Raw genomic sequence first — 16,700 nt, forward strand, 5'->3', positions numbered from 1 at the left:
CCTGGTCAGACGTCGGTCCGGACGAGCCGGAAGGCGGCCCCGGCGAGGGCCAGCGCCACCCAGCCGGCGAAGACCGCCAGTCCCGTGCCGGGTGAGAGCGCGTCGGTGGACTCGTGCAGGGTGTAGACGGCCGACCCCGCGTTGCTGGGGAAGTAGGGGCTGAGCGTGTCGTTCCACGAGTCGGGCAGTAGCGAGGCCAGGCCGGGGAGGATGAGCAGGATGCCCACCAGGGCGGCGATGGCCCCGGCGGAGGAGCGGATCAGCACGCCCAGGGCCACGCCGAACACGGCCACCAGGCCGAGATAGACGCCGGCGCCGGCCAGGCTGCGCAGCACACCCTCGTCGCCCAGGGCGAGCGCGAGCTTCTCGCCGTCCAGACCCGGAGAGCCCAACTGGAAGGCGGCCAGCGCACCCACGGTGGTGAGGAGCAGGGCGATGGGCCCGATCACCACGGCCTTGGACCACAACACCGGCAGCCGGCGCGGGACCGCGGTGAGCGTCGAGCGGATCATGCCGGTGGTGTACTCGCCCGCGGACAGCAGCACCCCCAGCACGCCGATGGCCAGCGACGCGAAGCTCACACCGGTCAGGGCCAGGCTCACGGCATCACTGCTGCCCTCGGCACCGAGCGGTCCGCCGTCCCCGACGGCGTCGGGACTGTAGGTGAAGGAGGCGACCGCCCCGAAGAGGACCAGCAGGAACACGGCGACGCCCAGGGTGATCCAACTGGAGCGCAGCGACCAGAACTTGGCCCACTCCGAGCGGACCACACGCGCGCCGGTCACCTTGTAGTTCTTCGTGCCGGCAGGGGCGGCGGGGGCGAGGCTGGTGATGGTCATCAGGCGGCCTTTCGCTCGGCGTCGGACGGAGCACTCTGGTACTCGACGGCGTCGCGGGTGAGGTCCATGAAGGCCGCCTCCAGGGACACGGACTGCGGGGTGAGTTCGTACAACGCCACTCCGTGCTGAGCGGCGATCGCTCCGATCTCACGGGCGTCCCGTCCGGTGACCAGCAGCTCCTCGGCGGAGAACGAGCTGATCGTGACGTCCGGACCGGCCAGCAGCGAACGCAGGCGCATGGCCTCGCCGGTGGCGACCTTCACGCCTGAGCCGCCGGCCTCGCGGGTGAAGTCGTCGACGGTGGTGTCCGCGAGCAGCCGGCCGCGTCCGATGATCACCAGGTGGTCGGCGATCAGCGCGGTCTCGCTCATCAGGTGCGAGGAGAGCATCACGGCCCGGCCCTCGTCGGCCAGCCCGCGCAGCAGGTTGCGCACCCACAACACGCCTTCGGGGTCGAGGCCGTTGACCGGTTCGTCGAGCATGACGATCGCCGGGTCGCCGAGCAGCGCCGAGGCGATGCCGAGCCGCTGGCCCATGCCGAGCGAGAAGGCGCCCACGCGCTTGCCGACCACACTGGTCAGTCCGGCCAGCTCGATCACCTCGTCCACCCGACGGCGCGGAATGCCGTGGGTGTACGCGAGCGCCATCAGGTGGTTGAAGGCGCTGCGCCCGGGGTGGACGGACTTGGCCTCCAGGAGGGTGCCGATCTCGTGCAAGGGCGCGGCGTGCCCGGCATAGGCCCGGCCGCCCACGGTGACCGAGCCCCTGGTGGGCGCGTCCAGGCCGACGACCATGCGCATGGTCGTGGACTTGCCCGCTCCGTTGGGGCCGAGGAAGCCAGTCACCTCGCCGGGCTTCACGGCGAAGGTCAGGTTGTCGACGACCGTCTTGTCGCCGTACCGCTTGGTCAGCTCACGCGCTTCGATCATGGAGGTGGGCCTTTCCTGCCTCGAACCCGGCCACGGATGTGCCGCGGTGTCCGCTCTCGAAGTTAGGAGCGCGACGGGCCGGGACTCTGGGACCGGAGGGGAGTCTTCGGCGCCCGAGTGGTACCGCGGTACCACTCGGGCCACCCGCGCCTACGACTCTCAGCGGAGACCCAGCCGACTCTCGGCGAATTCCCAGCCGGCTGTCGCCGGTTTCCCCGCTTGGACGGCGAGTGTTCCGCACAGCTCGGTCTCCGGTCGGCGATGTCACGTACCGGGGCCTCCGCGGGCTCGCCCTTTCCGCCGGAGCCGCCCCGTCACCGTCCGTCCCCCGCCCGCATCCCGCCGGACGACACGCCACCCCCACCGTTGTCTCTCCGTACGAGGAATCCATGCCCCACAGTTCCAGCGGCCTGAGCATCGCCGACGGCTTCCAGCCCGCGGCCCGGCCCGGGCTCGCCGACCCCTCCGGAACGAACACCCCGACCGTCGAGATCGTCGTCCCCGTCCACAACGAGGAACGCGCGCTTCCCGGCTGCCTGCGCACCCTGCACGCCCGGCTGCGCGAGCAGTTGCCGTACCCGTGGCGGATCACCGTGGCGGACAACGCCAGCGTCGACCGCACCTTCGAGGTGGCAGCGGAACTGGCCGACGAGCTGCCCGGAGTGGGGGTGTTCCACCTGGACCGCAAGGGCCGCGGCCTGGCCCTGCGCACCGTGTGGGGCGCCAGCGACGCGGACATCGTCGTCTACATGGACGTCGACCTGTCCACCGGGCTCGACGGGCTGCTGCCCCTGATAGCCCCGCTGGCCAGCGGCCATTCCGACCTGGCGATCGGCAGTCGTCTCGCGCCGGGCGCGCGGACCGTTCGGGGGCCCCGCCGCGAGATGATCTCCCGCTGCTACAACGGGCTGATCCGGCTGACCCACGGAGCCCGGTTCAGCGACGCGCAGTGCGGGTTCAAGGCCGCCCGCACCGAGGTGCTGCGTCCCCTGCTGGAGAAGACGAGGGACGACGCCTGGTTCTTCGACACCGAACTCCTGCTGCTCGCCGAGCACAACGGGCTGCGCGTCCACGAGGTCCCCGTCGACTGGGTGGAGGACGTGGACACCCGCGTCGACGTCGTCGGAACCGCCACGGACGATCTGCGCGGTCTGTACCGGATGGCACGCCTGAAGGCGTCCGGCGGCGCCCGGGTCGCGCTGCCGCGCCGTCCCGCCCCGGCCGCCGAACACCCGGACGCGGTACTGGCCCCCGGGACCGGCCGGTCCCGGTTCACCTGGGAGGTCGGCTGCTTCGTCGCCATCGGCATCGCCTCGACCGTCGGACAGGCGCTGCTCTACTGGCTGTTGCGCGGCTGGTGGCCGCCCGCCCTGGCGAACCTCGTGTCACTGCTGGTGCTCACCGTGCTCAACACCGAGGCCAACCGGCGTCTCACGTTCCGCTGGTCGGCGACCGGGGTGGGACGGGCGCACCTGGGCGCGGGCGTCCTGTTCCTCCTGGGATACCTCGTCACCTCGGCCGCAGTGCTCCTGTACCGCGAGAGCAGTCCGGACGCCTCGGCGGCCGCCGAGACCCTCGTACTGGCCGCCTCGTCCCTGCTGGTCACCGCGGTGCGCTTCCTCGTACTGCGGCTGGCCGTCTTCCGGCGTGACTGAGCCCCATCCCCGGCCCGGAGTCCCGGCCCGGAGTCCCGCATCCCCGACTCCCGCATCCCCGACTCCCGTGCCCCCGACTCCCGTGCCCCCGGCTCCTCCAGCGTCCCCTCCAGCAGCGTCTCCTCCAGGAACAGGAAAGCGAAGCGCACCGTGACCCACACATCGCAAGAGCCGTCGACCACCCCCGCGAGCGCGCCACCACCACCGGTCGTCGCCGGCCGGGCGCTGCCCCGCTGGGCCGCCCCGGCCGCCCTCGGAGCGATCCTCCTGCTGGCCGCGGTGCTCTACGGCTGGGCCCTCGGCTCCCTGGGCTGGGGCAACCCCTTTTACGCGGCCGCCGTGAAGTCGATGGGCCGCGACTGGACCAACTTCCTCTTCGGCTCGTACGACCCGGCCGGCGTGCTCACCGTCGACAAGCCGCCGGCCGCCCTGTGGCCCCAGGTGATCAGCACCAAGGTCTTCGGCCTGCACGGCTGGGCGATGATCCTGCCCCAGGCGCTGGAGGGCGTCGCCGCTGTCCTCGTCCTGCACCGGACGGTACGCCGCTGGGCCGGTGAGGGTGCCGGGCTGCTCGCCGCGCTGGTCATGACGCTCACGCCCATCACCGTGGCGATCAACCGCGACAACAACCCGGACACGCTGCTGGTGCTGACCCTGGTCGCGGCGGCGTACGCGCTGACCCGGGCTTTGCAGGCACCGGCGGGCCGGTCGGCGCTGTGGTGGCTGTGCGCGTGCGGTTTCCTGACCGGCGTCGGGTTCCTGGCGAAGATGCTGGCCGCCTGGATGGTCCTCCCGGCCTTCGCGGCGGCCTGGCTGATCGGCGCGGCCGGAACCTGGTTCGTACGACTGGGCCGGCTGCTGATCGCGGGAGCGGTGCTGGCGGTGTCCTCCCTGTGGTGGGTGGCCATGGTGGCGCTGTGGCCCGGCGACCGGCCGTACATCGGCGGCAGCGAGGACGGCTCGGCCTGGGACCTGGTGATCGGATACAACGGGTTCGGCCGGATCTTCGGCGAGGACGGTGCCACCGGCGGCATGGGCGGGATCTCCTTCGGCGGGGCCGCCGGTCTCGGGCGGCTCTTCAACGACCAGGTCGGCGGCCAGATCAGCTGGCTGCTGCCGCTCTGCGGGGTTGCCCTGTGCACCGCGCTGACCGTCGTGGTGCTGCGCCGACGCGGGAGCACGGCCACGGGCGAGCCGCTCGCCGCCTCCGGGTGGGTCCTGTGGGGGACCTGGCTCGTGGTGTGCGGGCTGGTCTTCGCCACCCAGGAAGGCACCTTCCACCCGTACTACACCACGCAGTTGGCCCCCGCCGTCGCCGCGCTCGCCGCGGGCCTCGCGACCGTGCTGGCCCGCGCCCATCGCGCCGGTGCCCGCTGGGCCCTGCCGACCGGCGCCGGGGCCGTACTGGTCACCGCTGTCTGGGAGGTCGTCGTGATCGAGCGGGACTCGTCATGGAACGGCTGGCTGGTGTGGCCGGTGGCGGTCGTGGGGCTCGCCTCGATCGCGCTCCTGCTGCTCTCGGGCCGACGGCACCGACTGCTGCCGGCCGCGCTCGGCAGCGCTGTGCTGGCGGTGCTGCTGGCGCCGGGCGCCTGGGCGATCGCCGCTCCCGGGTCCAACTCCGCGATGGGCGGCGCCAATCCCACGGCCGGACCGACCGGCGGCATGCCCTTCGGTTCCGGCCGCATGCCCGGCGGAACCTCGGGCGAAATGCCGGAGGGGATGCCGTCCGGGATGCCTTCGGGAATGCCCTCAGGGATACCCGGATTCGGCGGCAGCGGCAGCGGCAGCGGCAATGGCAGCAGCAATGGCAATGGCAATGGCGATGGGGACAGCGACGGGAGTGGCGGCAACGGCAGCGAGAGCGGCCGCCCGCCCGGTGGCGGCGCGGGAGGTATGGGCGGTACGGGTGGCACGGGCCGGCTCGGGGGCAGTACCGAACTCACCGCCGACCAGCGCAAGCTCCTCGACTACGTTGTCGAGCACTCCGGTTCAGCCCGGATCAGCCTCGCCGTCGAGGGGGGAGCCGCCACCACGTCCGCGTTCATCCTGAACAGCGACGCCACGGTCGTCGGCATGGGCGGCTTCATCGGCATCGACGACGCGCCCTCCGTCGGCCAGTTGGAGACCTGGACCAGGAAGGGCGAACTGCGGTACGTCCTGGGCACCGACTCGGGCTCGGGCGGCGGTGGCTTCGGCGCCGTGGCGGGTCGTGGCAACAGCGCCGCGTCCGAGCGCACCGAGTGGATCGAGGACAACTGCGTCGAGGTTCCGGCCTCCGCGTACGGTGGCAGCACCGGCAGCCCTCTGTACGACTGCGCGGCCGACGACAAGTAGGCGCCACAGGCGAGCGATGGCAGAACGGACCCCACGCACCATGGATGAGCAGCCCTCCACCCGGCTCACCCACCGTGTCCTCGTCGTCGAGGACGACCCCGGCATCCGCTACCTGCTGGAATCGGCCCTCAGCCTGTCCGGATACCAGGTGAGCAGCGCGACCACGGGGCGCGGCGCCCTGCTGGAGGTCGAGCGCTTCCGCCCCGACCTCCTGCTGCTCGACGTGATGCTGCCCGACCTCGACGGTTTCGAGGTCACCCGGGGCCTGCGCGCGGTCGGCGTGCGTACACCGGTCCTGTTCCTGACGGCCCGCACCGAACTCGACGACCGGATCGCGGGCCTCGGCGCCGGCGGCGACGACTACGTCGGCAAGCCGTTCAGCGTCGAGGAGGTACTCCTGCGCATCCGCGCCATCCTGCGTCGTACGGGCCACGACGTCCCGTACGACGCGGGCGAGGACAAGGCAGAGGTGCTGCGGTACGCGGACCTCGAACTGGACGAGCGGGCACACGAGGTGCATCGGGCGGGGCAGTACATCGCGCTCTCACCGACCGAGTTCAAACTGCTCGCCTTCCTGATGGAGAACCCGAACCGGGTGCTGAGCAAGCCCCAGATCCTCGACCGGGTCTGGGGGTACGACTTCTCGGGCGACGGCCGCATCGTCGAAACCTATGTGCGCTACCTGCGGCGCAAGATCGACCATCTCGATCCGCCGCTGATCCACACGAAACGGGGCGTGGGGTACTGCCTGCGCCTGCCGCGCGAGCACACCCCGCGGACCGAGGGATGATCCGTCGGATCCGGCTGCACGCGACCCGCTCCGGATCGTTGCGCGGCCGCCTGGTGTGGGGCGCGGCGCTGCTCGCCGCCGTCGCGGTGCTCGCCGCTCAGACCATCGGGTTCCTGGTGCTGCGCTCATGGCTGCTCCACCGTGTCGACGAGCAGCTCGACGACTTCGTCCTGCCGCCGCAGAGCTTCTCCCACGACGCCGATCCCGGTCGCGTGCTCCGGCCCCCGGACCCCGAAACGGTGACCCTCCCGTCCGACTTCCGCCTCACCTTCTACGACACGGCGGGCCACGAGCAGGGCGCGCTCGGCGGCGGCAGGGCCCCGGGGCCGGACCTGCCCGAGTCCGTCGGCGGGCTGCCCCGCGCCGACGGGCGGCCCGCCACCGTCCAGGCCGTCTCCGGCGACGGACGCTGGCGGATCCAGAAGAAGACGGGACCGGATCGGAGCTCGTACGTCGTCGCGCTGCCCCTGGACACCCTGGACGGCGCGACCGACAAGCTGCTGTGGCTCAACGCCGTCGTGCTGGCCGCCGCCCTCGCCGGTCTCGTCGCGCTCAGCCGGTGGGTCGTCCGGCTCGGCCTGCTGCCGCTGACCCGCATGGAGCACACCGCACAGGACATCACCGCGGGCGATCTGAGCCTGCGGCTGCCGGACACCGACCCGCACACCGAGACGGGCCGCCTGGGCACCGTGCTGAACACGATGCTGGACAGGCTGGAACAGGCCCTGCACGAACGCGAGTTCTCCGAGGCCAGGCTGCGCCGGTTCGTCGCCGACGCCGGACACGAACTGCGCACACCGCTGACGACCATCCAGGGTTTCGCCGAACTGGCCCTGCGCCACGAGGCACGGTCGCCCGCCGAACGCCGCGAGGGCGACCGGCTGATCGCCCAGAACACCGAGCGGATCAGCCTGCTCGTCGACGACCTCCTCCTGCTGGCCAAGCTGGACAAGGAACCCGCCTACCGCAGCGAGCGGGTCGATCTGCTGGCGGTGGCCGCGGACTCCGTCAGCGAGGCGGCCCACCAGAGCGACGGACGCCTGATCCGGCTGGGCACCCTCGGCAGCGGGTCGGCCGCCGACGAGGAGGACCTGGAACTCGTCGAGACGACCGGCGATCCACACCGGCTGCGCCAGGTCGTGGGCAACCTGCTGGCCAACGCGCTGACCCACACCCCGCCCGGTACGAAGGTGGACGTACGCGTGGGCACCGGGCGGTCGGGCCCCACCACCGGAGGCACGGACCGCCCCGGCCGGACGAGTCCCTCGCCACCGCTGCGCGAAGGGACGCCGATCTGTGTGCTGGAGGTCGCGGACCGGGGCCCGGGGCTGTCCCCGGAAGAGGCCGACCGGGTCTTCGAACGCTTCTACCGGGTCGACCCGTCCCGCTCCCACGACCACGGCGGCTCCGGCCTCGGCCTCGCCATCGCGAGCGCGATCGCCCAGGGCCACGGCGGCCGCCTGGAACTCGAGACGGCCACAGGACGCGGCAGCGTCTTCCGGCTCGTGCTGCCCGCGGGTTCCGGTACGCCCTGAGTCAGGAGAGGCGGCTCTCGGACGCCAACGGCCGTTCGGGGCGGGAGAGTCACCCGGTTCCGAACGTCGCCCACAGGATCCGCTCGGCCACCGGATTCGACTCCTCGCTCTTCGCGTCGGTCGCGTTCACCGAAAACACGAGGGTGCGTGACAGATCGCGGGTGGCGGCGATCACCGTGCTGTAGCCGGGCCGGGCACCGGACTTGGCCCAGATGACGGTGTCCTTGTCGAGCTCGTACCGCTGGAGGCCGGCGCTCATCGTCGCGTTCGGCACGTCCGGGAGGGTGAACATCTCCTTGTCCAGGAGGGGTTGGGGGACCAGCCGGCCGCGGAACAGCGCGAAGAGCAGGCGCTCCAGGTCCTGAGTCGTGGAGATCATGTCGCCCGCGGCCCACCGGTCCGACATGTTCCACTCGGTGGCGTCCACCAGCCTGCCGTCCGCGAGGATCTGGTAGCCGCGGTTGTGCGGGCCGTGGATCCGCGGGTCGGGCCCGCCGGGGAAGGACGTGTGACGCATCCCGGCCGGCCGCAGGACCCGTACGGCCGCCTGGTGCTCGTACGTGTCGCCGGTGACCTTCTCGATGAGCAGGCCGAGCACGGTGTAGTCGATGTTGGCGTACTTCTGCTGCGTGCCCGGGCGGAAGGCGGGGCCGGCGGCGACGGACGAGGCCACGACCGCCTCCGGAGTCAGCGTCTCGAACCGCCGCTCGTATCCCTCACCGTTCACGTCACCCAGTGTCGCTCCCGGCTTCAGCCCGCTGGTGAAGGTCAGCAACTGCCGTACGTTGATGGGCTCGAACGCCTTCGAGAGGAGGCCGGGGAGGTAGGTCTGGACGTGTCCGTCCAGGTCGATCCTGCCTTCGGCGGCGAGCTGCAGCACGACGGCCGCCGTGACCACCTTGGTGGTCGAACCGGCCCTGAAACGCCCGTGTTCCAGAGCCTTGCGGCCACTCGCCAGATCGTGCACCCCGGCGCTGCCCCGCCAGGTGCCGGCCTTGCCCCCGACGCGTACGAGCGCGGCCGTCGTGTCCTTGTCCGGAAGTCCCTTGAGCGCCTCGCGTAAGGCCTTGTCGGTCTCCGGGCTCACGGTCTCCCGTACGACCGCCGTGGGAGAGGGGGCGGCGAGCGCGGTCCCGGCGAGGGGCCCGGCGGTCAGGCCCAGGACCACGACGGCGGCACAGGCGGTACGGATACGGAGATGCATCGGCTGACTCCCAGGGGTGGTCGGTGACCTTCATCCTCCGGTCGTACGCCGTCGCCGCGGATCCTCTCCGAGGAGGGCACCGACCCTGGCCGTGACCCTTATCAACTGCCGCGCGGGACAAGGGTGTTGTCAGGGGTTGCCCCTAGGGCGACGCACGCCGGTACGGGAAAAACTGTTATCCCGGAAGCCTCTCCTCCGTCTCCTGTGCACACGCACCACACGCACCACACACAGCGCATGCACCACACACAGCGTGTGCAACACGCAGCGCACACGCCCCTCCATCCGCACAGGAGTCATTCGTGGCAGAGCACAACAAGCACCGCATCAGCCGCCGCAGCGCCCTCCAGATGGCCGGTGGTGTCGCCGCCGCGGGAGCCGTCGGCGGTGTCGCGGTCTCGTTGGGCGGAGGTGACTCGGCCGACGCGGCGCCGACCGGAGCCTCCCCGTCGCCCGGCGAGTCCGCCGGGAAGCCGGTCTTCGCGCATCCCGGGATGCTGCACAACGCGGGCGACCTCAACCGGGCCAAGGTGCGCGTCGCCGCCGGCCGGGAGCCCTGGACGGCGGGCTGGCAGCGGTTGACCGCCAACCGGCACTCCGCGAGTACCTGGACCCCCAGGCCACAGGCCACGGTCGTCCGCGGCGGCACCGGCCAGAACTATGTATCTCTCTACAACGACATCCACGCCGCCTACCAGAACGCCCTGCGCTGGAAGATCGCGGGCACGAAGGAGCACGCCGAGGCGGCCGTCGCGATCCTCAACGCCTGGTCGGCCACGCTCACCACGGTCACCGGCAACGCTGACCGGTTCCTGGCCGCCGGGCTCTACGGCTACCAGTTCGCCAACGCCGCCGAGCTGGTGCGCGACCACGACGGCTTCGACCTGGCCCGCTTCCAGAAGATGATGCTCAAGGTCTTCCACCCCATGAACGAGGACTTCCTCACCCACCACAACGGCGCCGTCATCACCAACTACTGGGCCAACTGGGACCTGTGCAACGTGGCTTCGGTCATGGCCATCGGCATCCTCTGCGACGACCGGGCCCTGTTCGACCGCGCGGTCGACTACTTCAAGAAGGGCGCGGGCAACGGCTCGATCGGGAACGCCGTCCCCTTCGTCCACGAGTCCGACGGCCTCGCCCAGTGGCAGGAGTCCGGCCGCGACCAGGGGCACACCGCGATGGGCGTGGGCCAGATGGGCGCGATCTGCGAGATGGCCTGGAACCAGGGCGTCGACCTCTACGGCTACGACGACAGCCGGTTCATGAAGGGCGCCGAGTACGTCGCCAAGTACAACCTCGGCGGTGACGTGCCCTTCACCAAGTACAGCTGGCGCAGTGGCACCGGGAGGGGCAAGTACAACGAGCAGGCTGTGATCTCCGGCATAGCGCGTGGAGAGACCCGTCCCGTTTGGGAGATGCTGCACTACCACTACGCGCGCCGCCGCCGGCTCTCCGTTCCGAACATCACGGCCATGGCTGAGAGGGTGCGTGCGGAAGGCGGAGGCGGTGACTACGGCCCGAACAGCGGCGGCTTCGACCAGCTCGGCTTCGGGACGCTGCTCTACGCCAAGTGACACCTCTCCGGAAAGGGACGTACGTGAATGGGGCGTACGTGAAAGGGACGGACGTGAACGGGCGGCAGTGGCGTACGACGATCGCGGCGGCGCAGGCCGGTGACCGGCGCGCGCTCGACGAACTCGTCGAGGGCTGGCTGCCGCTGGTCTACAACATCGTCGGCCGCGCGCTGAACGGTCACGCGGACGTCGACGACGTCGTGCAGGAGACGATGCTGCGGGCCGTCGGCAACCTCGGCACCCTGCGTGATCCGGACAGCTTCCGCTCCTGGCTGGTCGCCATCGCCATGCGGCAGATACGCGACCGGGCCAGACGCCGGACCTCCGAGTCACTGGCCGACGACGCGGCCCAGGAAGCCACCGACTTCGCCGAACTCACCGTGTTGCGGCTCCAGTTGGAGGGCCAGCGGCGCGAGGTCGCGGAGGCGGTGCGCTGGCTCGACGACGAGGACCGGCAGTTGCTGTCGCTGTGGTGGCTGGAGGTCGCGGGCGAACTCACCCGCCGCGAACTGGCGGCGGCCGTGGGCATCAGCCGCCAGCACGCCGCCGTACGCGTCCAGCGGATGAAGGCACGCCTGGAGGCCGCGCGCGGCATCGTGCGGGCCCTCGACTCGTCCTGCCCCGAACTGCGCGAGCTGACCGCCCGCTGGGACGGGCGCCCCGACTCGGTGTGGCGCAAGCGGCTGGCCCGGCACATCAGGGGCTGCCGTCACTGCGCCGCGCCCGGCGAGGCGGTCGTACCGGCCGAACGGCTGCTCGTCGGGCTCGCGCTCGTCCCGATCCCGGTCGGATTCACGCTCTCGCTCGCCCTCGGCGGCAAGACGGCGGTCGCCGCGACGACCGCCGCCACGGGGGTCGGCTGGTCCGCCAAGGTCGTCGCCGCGCTCACCAAGCCCGCGGTCGCCATGACGGCCGGGGCGACCATCGTCGCGGGCGGCGCGTACGTCGTCACCCAGCCGGACGCGACACCGCCGCCGAAGGCCGCCGCGCCGCCCACCGCGGCGAGCACCTCGCGGCCGAAGGCACCGCGCCCCACCGCGAAGCCCAGCCCGTCACCGTCCCCCAGCAGAGCCCGGGAGGACCTGTACGGCACGGTCGTCGACGCCCTCGACAGGGCCCCGGACCCGAACGCGCGCCCCGCGGACCTGCCGCGCCGCCCCGAGTCCGGGCTCACCAGCACCGGCGGACCCAAGGCCGTGATGCAGCACCGCGGGGACAGCGTGACGCTCACCGGCCAGGGCTATGTACTGGTGCGCTGGCAGATCTCACCCAAGTCGCTGCCCGGCGCCCTCGTCATGCCGGCCTGGACCGGCCTCAAGGGGAAGCTGTTCCACGTGGCCTCGGGCGGCGGCCGCCGGATGGACGACACCTTCGCGGAGAACGCCGACGGCTACACGTCCGGCATGGGCGGATCCCGGGTCGGCTACGCCGTCCTGCCGGACGGCACCCAGCAGATGTGGCAGAACGAGTACTTCTACGTCGACGGCACCGTCACCCTCACCCAGAACGAGCGGGGCGCCGACTACGGGCTGATCGTCTTCCCGTCGAACCGGGAGTCCGTGACCAAGGACGTCACGACCGGCCCCGCCCAGGGCGCCATCCGCTACGGCCTCGTCCGCGACACCGGAAAGGACACGGCACCGATCCCTCAGTACGTCACGCGCTCGACCCCGGCCGATGCGGCGACGGTCCGTCAGAAATCGCGGGTGACAAGCTAGTTGCCTGTTCCTGGGCCGCCATCACCTCGTCCCCGTGGTCGAAGGCCCACGCCCCGAACACCTCGATCGGTTCGAGCAACGTCCGCCCCAGTGCGCTGAGTTCGTACTCCACCCGGGGCGGCGACCCGGCGTACGCGCGCCGCACGACCAGACCGTTGAACTCCAGCCGCCGCAGTGTCTCCGTCAGGACCTTCTGGCTGATCCCGCCGATGTGTCCACGCAGTTCACCCGGCCGCCGGGGCCCGTGTCGCAGGGCCCACAGGACCACGGCGTTCCAGGTGTTGGAGAGCAGGTCGAAGGCGAGCCGGGCACGGCAGTCGGCGAGGAAGAACGGTTCGGTGCTCACACACCGAATGGTGCCCGAGCGGCTTCCTACTGTCGTGGGGGATCGACCCACGGACCGGAGGTACGGGCGGATGCGCATAGGGATTCTCGGCACGGGCGGCATGGCGGACGCGCTCGGCACGCAGTGGCGGCGGGCCGGACACGAGGTGCGCGCGGGAAGCCGGTCGGGCGGACTGAGGGAGGCGGCCGAGTTCGGCACGGACGCGGTGCTGCTGGCGCTGCCCTATGCGGCCGTGGTCGACGTGGTCGCCGGTCTTGAGGACGTACTCCGGGGGCGGGTGCTGATCGACTGCACCAACCCGGTGGGCCCGGGCTTCGCCCTGCTCACGGCGGGCGGGCCCGCGGCGGCCGAGCGGATCGCCTCCGCCGCCCCGGCCGCGCGCGTCGTCAAGGCCTTCAACCTCTGTCACGTGGACGTCTGGCGGCTGACCCCGCCGGTCTTCGACGGCCGCCCGCTGGCGGTCCCGCTGTGCGGCGACGACGAGGCCGCGCTGACCGTCGTACGCGGGCTCGTACGCGACCTGGGCTGCGAGCCGTTGAACGCGGGCGGCCTGGACCGGGCCGGGCTGCTGGAGGCGACGGCGGCACTGCTGATCGGACTGTGGGTGGGCGAGGGGGCGGACGCCCAGGCGATCGCGCCGCCACTGGAGTTCGCGGGCCCCGCTCTCTAGTGCCGCGTCAGTCAGGGTTTGCCCGTCAAGGAGCGGCGTCCGGTGCGTGCTGGGCGTCGCGACGGGGCGAACCTTGGCTGACGCGGCACTAGCCCTTCGGGCCCTTGCGCAGGGAGCACAGGGTGTCGATGCGGTTCGTGGTGATCGAGTCGACGCCCGCGTCGAGGAGGCGCCGCATGGAGCGGCGGGTGTCGGGCGTCCACACCGAGACCAGATACCCGTCTCGGTGCGTACGGGCGATCACGTCGCGATTGGCAAGCCCGAAGCGGTAGTTGAGCCAGCGGGGCCGCACCGCGTCGAGCAGAGCGGGCCGCGGAGGCGCGAGGGTCGCCCAGGTGAGGGCGATCTCCGCGGCGGGGTCGGCGGCGCGGACGGCGAGCATGGTGTCGGCGCCGGCGCAGTAGTACACGCGCTCCTCGGCGCCGAGATCACGGATGACGCCGATGATCCGGCGGACGGCACGCGCGTCCGCCGGACCCGGCAGATCGACCATGAGCCGGCAGTCGTCCGTCGCCTTGAGGGCCTCCTCCAGCGTGGGAACACCGCCGTTGGTCAGGCCCCGCACCTCGTCCGAGGAGAGCGAGACCAACGGCCGGTCCTGCTCCCACAGCCGCTTCAGCGTGCTGTCGTGCAGCAGCACGGGCACGCCGTCGCGGGTGAGCCGGACGTCGAACTCCAGCGCGTCCGCGCCCCGTTGGAGCGCGGAACGCAGCGAGTCGATCGTGTTCTCACGGACGCGGTAGGGGTCTCCGCGATGGGCCACGGCTGTCACGGTACGCATGGGCCCATTGTGCTGGCTCAGGGAGCCAGCCAGGCAGAGGTGTACGTGTCGATGTCCGCTGCGAGCTTCGCCTTGCCGGCGTCGTCGAGGAAGGAGACCTCGACGGCGTTCTTGGCGAGCGCGGCGAGACCCCGCTCGTCCAGGTCGAGGAGGCGGGCGGCCACCGCGTACTCGTTGTTGAGGTCGGTGCCGAACATCGGCGGGTCGTCGGAGTTGATGGTGACGACGACTCCGGCCCGGACGAACTCCTTTATGGGGTGCTCGTCGAGCGTGCGGACCGCGCGGGTGGCGATGTTGGACGTCGGGCAGACCTCCAGCGGGATCCGGTGCTCGGCGAGGTGCGCGAGGAGCTTCGGGTCCCGGGCGGAGCTGGTGCCGTGCCCGATGCGCTCGGCGCGCAGCTCGGTCAGCGCGTCCCAGATCGTCTCCGGTCCCGTCGTCTCGCCCGCGTGCGGCACGGAGTGCAGGCCGGCCGCGATCGCACGATCGAAGTACGGCTTGAACTGCGGCCGGGGCACACCGATCTCGGGCCCGCCGAGGCCGAAGGAGACGAGGCCCTCGGGGCGGAGCTTGTCGGTGGTGGCGAGCCGGACCGTCTCCTCGGCGGATTCGAGTCCCGCCTCGCCCGGAATGTCGAAGCACCAGCGCAGCACGGTCCCGAAGTCGGCCTCGGCGGCCGTGCGCGCGTCCTCGATCGCCTCCATGAAGGCGCCCTCGTCGATACCGCGACGGGTCGACGAGAACGGCGTGATCGTCAGCTCCGCGTAGCGGATCTGCTGGCGGGCCATGTCCCGGGCGACCTCGTACGTCAGCAGCCGTACGTCCTCGGGGGTGCGGATGAGGTCCACGACGGACAGGTACACGTCGATGAAGTGAGCGAAGTCCGTGAAGGTGAAGTAGTCGACCAGGGCCTCGGGGTCCGACGGCACCTTGGAGTCGGGGTGGCGGGCCGCCAGCTCGGAGACGATACGGGGGGAGGCTGAGCCGACGTGGTGGACGTGGAGTTCGGCCTTGGGCAGTCCGGCGATGAAGGCATGCAGGTCGTGGTGGTCGGTCAAGGGTCTCTCCCCGGGACGGCGTCCGGCCGTGTGTCCGGCGGACGCGGGTGATCGGCTGATCGATGGTTCCGGGATCATCGTAGGACGCGGTCCGTGCGGGGGAGGCCCGGGCCGTAGCATGACGCTACGTACGAAAGAGGGGACTCCGCGCATGTCCGACGACGCGCAGACGCCGGATGCGGCGGCCGGCGACGAATCGGGGGCCCGCCCCGAGGACGCGGCTCCCGCGGCGAAGGTCCCGCTGAGCAAGCCGCCCGCCGAGCCGAACCCCTGGGCCGCGCCGGCGGACGCGGCCCCTGGAGAGGGGTCCGGCCCGACACCGCCCTCGGCGCACGATCAGCAGACGGTGACGTCGCTGCCGGGCGGGATGCCGCAGGTTCCGGGTGCGGGTGCGGGTGCGGGTGCGGATCCGGCGGCTCCGGTGCCGCCCGGCTCGACCCCTTCAAGCCCTTCGCCCTGGGCCAACCCGTTCGCGCCGCCGACCGCCTCGGCCCCGCCGAACCCCTTCGGGCCTCCCGCAGGTGCGCCCCACCCGTACGCGCCCCCGGCCGGGCCCCACCTCCACCCCACTCCCGGCTCCTCCGTCCCCCCGCCTCCCATTGCGCCCGAGGGCCCTGGACAGATGCCGTATGGGTACGGCGGCTACCCGGGCTACCCCGCTTACGGTGGCCCCGGCGGGGGTCCCGGCTACGGCTGGCCGGGGATGCCCATGGCGCCCAGCAACGGGCTGGGCACGGCCGGGCTCGTGCTTGGGATCATCGCGGCGGTCGGTTTCTGCCTGTGGCCGGTCGCCCTCGCCTGCGGGATCCTCGCGGTGATCTTCGGTGCGGTCGGGCGCGGCAAGGCTCGCCGCGGTGAGGCCACGAATCCCGGTCAGGCGCTGGCCGGCATCATCTGCGGCGCCGTCGGGATAGCCCTGGCCATCGCCTTCGTGGTCGTGTTCCTGATCGTCCCCGACGACTCCGACAGCGACTCGGGAACCGTTGACGACGGCTTCAACACGTCGTTGACCGCCTCTGCCTGACCTGCGGACCGGCGGGGGCTAGTCGCGCAGTTCCTCGCGCCCCTGGGGTCGGTGGGGGTCGATGCCGAGTGTCGACTGCCGGCCGTCCTTGGCTGAGCGCGCAGTTCCCCGCGCCCCTAAAAGCGTAGGACGCCCCATGCTTTTAGGGGTCCTTGCAGAAAGATCGTGTTGTGGCACGGTGGAGAGGTATGTGATCCCGTCTTCTGTGGGGTGTGACCATGGCGCGGCGGAAGCCGT

The 16,700-nt window shown here is 71.7% G+C and carries 13 protein-coding genes and 1 pseudogene; 8 read left to right on the forward strand and 6 right to left on the reverse strand.

Annotated elements, in window-relative coordinates; translation table 11 throughout:
- Positions 1–5: 5 nt before the first annotated feature.
- Both ACIBEI_RS30855 and ACIBEI_RS30860 read right to left on the reverse strand, forming a co-directional pair.
- Positions 6–839: an ABC transporter permease gene (locus ACIBEI_RS30855; protein WP_398893481.1), complete on the reverse strand. Its 834-nt coding sequence runs from the start codon at positions 837–839 to the stop codon at positions 6–8.
- Positions 839–1,768 (reverse strand): ABC transporter ATP-binding protein, encoded by a 930-nt coding sequence (locus tag ACIBEI_RS30860; protein ID WP_398893482.1) that lies wholly within the window; start codon positions 1,766–1,768, stop codon positions 839–841. The genes ACIBEI_RS30855 and ACIBEI_RS30860 overlap by 1 nt, the downstream gene beginning before the upstream one ends.
- A gap of 389 nt (positions 1,769–2,157) precedes the next feature.
- Between ACIBEI_RS30860 and ACIBEI_RS30865 the strand changes: the two genes are divergently transcribed.
- The 4 genes from ACIBEI_RS30865 to ACIBEI_RS30880 all read left to right on the forward strand — a co-directional run bounded on the left by ACIBEI_RS30865 (position 2,158) and on the right by ACIBEI_RS30880 (position 8,085).
- Positions 2,158–3,423 (forward strand): glycosyltransferase, encoded by a 1,266-nt coding sequence (locus ACIBEI_RS30865; RefSeq protein ID WP_398893483.1) that lies wholly within the window; start codon positions 2,158–2,160, stop codon positions 3,421–3,423.
- 150 nt (positions 3,424–3,573) lie between these two features.
- Positions 3,574–5,760, forward strand: a complete 2,187-nt coding sequence (locus tag ACIBEI_RS30870) for an ArnT family glycosyltransferase (protein WP_398893484.1) — start codon at positions 3,574–3,576, stop codon at positions 5,758–5,760.
- A gap of 40 nt (positions 5,761–5,800) precedes the next feature.
- The gene (locus ACIBEI_RS30875) at positions 5,801–6,550 is read left to right on the forward strand and encodes a response regulator transcription factor (protein WP_398893485.1); all 750 of its coding nucleotides are present in this window, start codon (positions 5,801–5,803) and stop codon (positions 6,548–6,550) included.
- Positions 6,547–8,085, forward strand: a complete 1,539-nt coding sequence (locus tag ACIBEI_RS30880; protein ID WP_398893486.1) for a sensor histidine kinase — start codon at positions 6,547–6,549, stop codon at positions 8,083–8,085. Before ACIBEI_RS30875 ends, ACIBEI_RS30880 begins: the two co-directional genes overlap by 4 nt.
- A 49-nt stretch (positions 8,086–8,134) precedes the next feature.
- Here the strand turns inward: ACIBEI_RS30880 and ACIBEI_RS30885 are convergent, their stop codons facing one another.
- Positions 8,135–9,289 carry a serine hydrolase domain-containing protein gene (locus ACIBEI_RS30885; protein ID WP_398893487.1) on the reverse strand — a complete coding sequence of 385 codons (1,155 nt, stop codon included), beginning with the start codon at positions 9,287–9,289 and terminating at the stop codon, positions 8,135–8,137.
- Between the two features lie 302 nt (positions 9,290–9,591).
- On the opposite strand from ACIBEI_RS30885, the gene ACIBEI_RS30890 reads away from it, so the two are divergent.
- Together ACIBEI_RS30890 and ACIBEI_RS30895 are read left to right on the forward strand one after the other, a co-directional pair.
- Positions 9,592–10,866 (forward strand): alginate lyase family protein, encoded by a 1,275-nt coding sequence (locus ACIBEI_RS30890; RefSeq protein WP_398893488.1) that lies wholly within the window; start codon positions 9,592–9,594, stop codon positions 10,864–10,866.
- A gap of 38 nt (positions 10,867–10,904) precedes the next feature.
- A complete protein-coding gene (locus ACIBEI_RS30895) occupies positions 10,905–12,584 on the forward strand; it encodes an RNA polymerase sigma factor (RefSeq protein WP_398893489.1) in 1,680 nt (559 codons plus the stop codon).
- Here ACIBEI_RS30895 and ACIBEI_RS30900 read toward each other — a convergent pair.
- Positions 12,523–12,939 carry a winged helix-turn-helix transcriptional regulator gene (locus ACIBEI_RS30900; protein WP_398893498.1) on the reverse strand — a complete coding sequence of 139 codons (417 nt, stop codon included), beginning with the start codon at positions 12,937–12,939 and terminating at the stop codon, positions 12,523–12,525. The genes ACIBEI_RS30895 and ACIBEI_RS30900 overlap by 62 nt on opposite strands.
- Positions 12,940–13,000: 61 nt before the next feature.
- Between ACIBEI_RS30900 and ACIBEI_RS30905 the strand changes: the two genes are divergently transcribed.
- Entirely contained in the window at positions 13,001–13,600 is a 600-nt protein-coding gene (locus ACIBEI_RS30905; RefSeq protein ID WP_398893490.1) for an NADPH-dependent F420 reductase, read from the forward strand.
- An 88-nt stretch (positions 13,601–13,688) separates the two neighbouring features.
- Here ACIBEI_RS30905 and ACIBEI_RS30910 read toward each other — a convergent pair whose 3' ends face one another.
- Together ACIBEI_RS30910 and ACIBEI_RS30915 are read right to left on the reverse strand one after the other, a co-directional pair.
- A complete protein-coding gene (locus ACIBEI_RS30910) occupies positions 13,689–14,381 on the reverse strand; it encodes a glycerophosphodiester phosphodiesterase (RefSeq protein WP_398893491.1) in 693 nt (230 codons plus the stop codon).
- A gap of 17 nt (positions 14,382–14,398) precedes the next feature.
- Positions 14,399–15,491 (reverse strand): annotated as a pseudogene (locus tag ACIBEI_RS30915) (adenosine deaminase).
- Between the two features lie 99 nt (positions 15,492–15,590).
- Between ACIBEI_RS30915 and ACIBEI_RS30920 the strand changes: the two are divergent.
- Positions 15,591–16,463 carry a DUF4190 domain-containing protein gene (locus ACIBEI_RS30920; protein ID WP_398893492.1) on the forward strand — a complete coding sequence of 291 codons (873 nt, stop codon included), beginning with the start codon at positions 15,591–15,593 and terminating at the stop codon, positions 16,461–16,463.
- Positions 16,464–16,700 lie beyond the last annotated feature (237 nt).

The organism is Streptomyces sp. NPDC050988, from assembly GCF_044456225.1.
GTDB lineage: Bacteria > Actinomycetota > Actinomycetes > Streptomycetales > Streptomycetaceae > Streptomyces.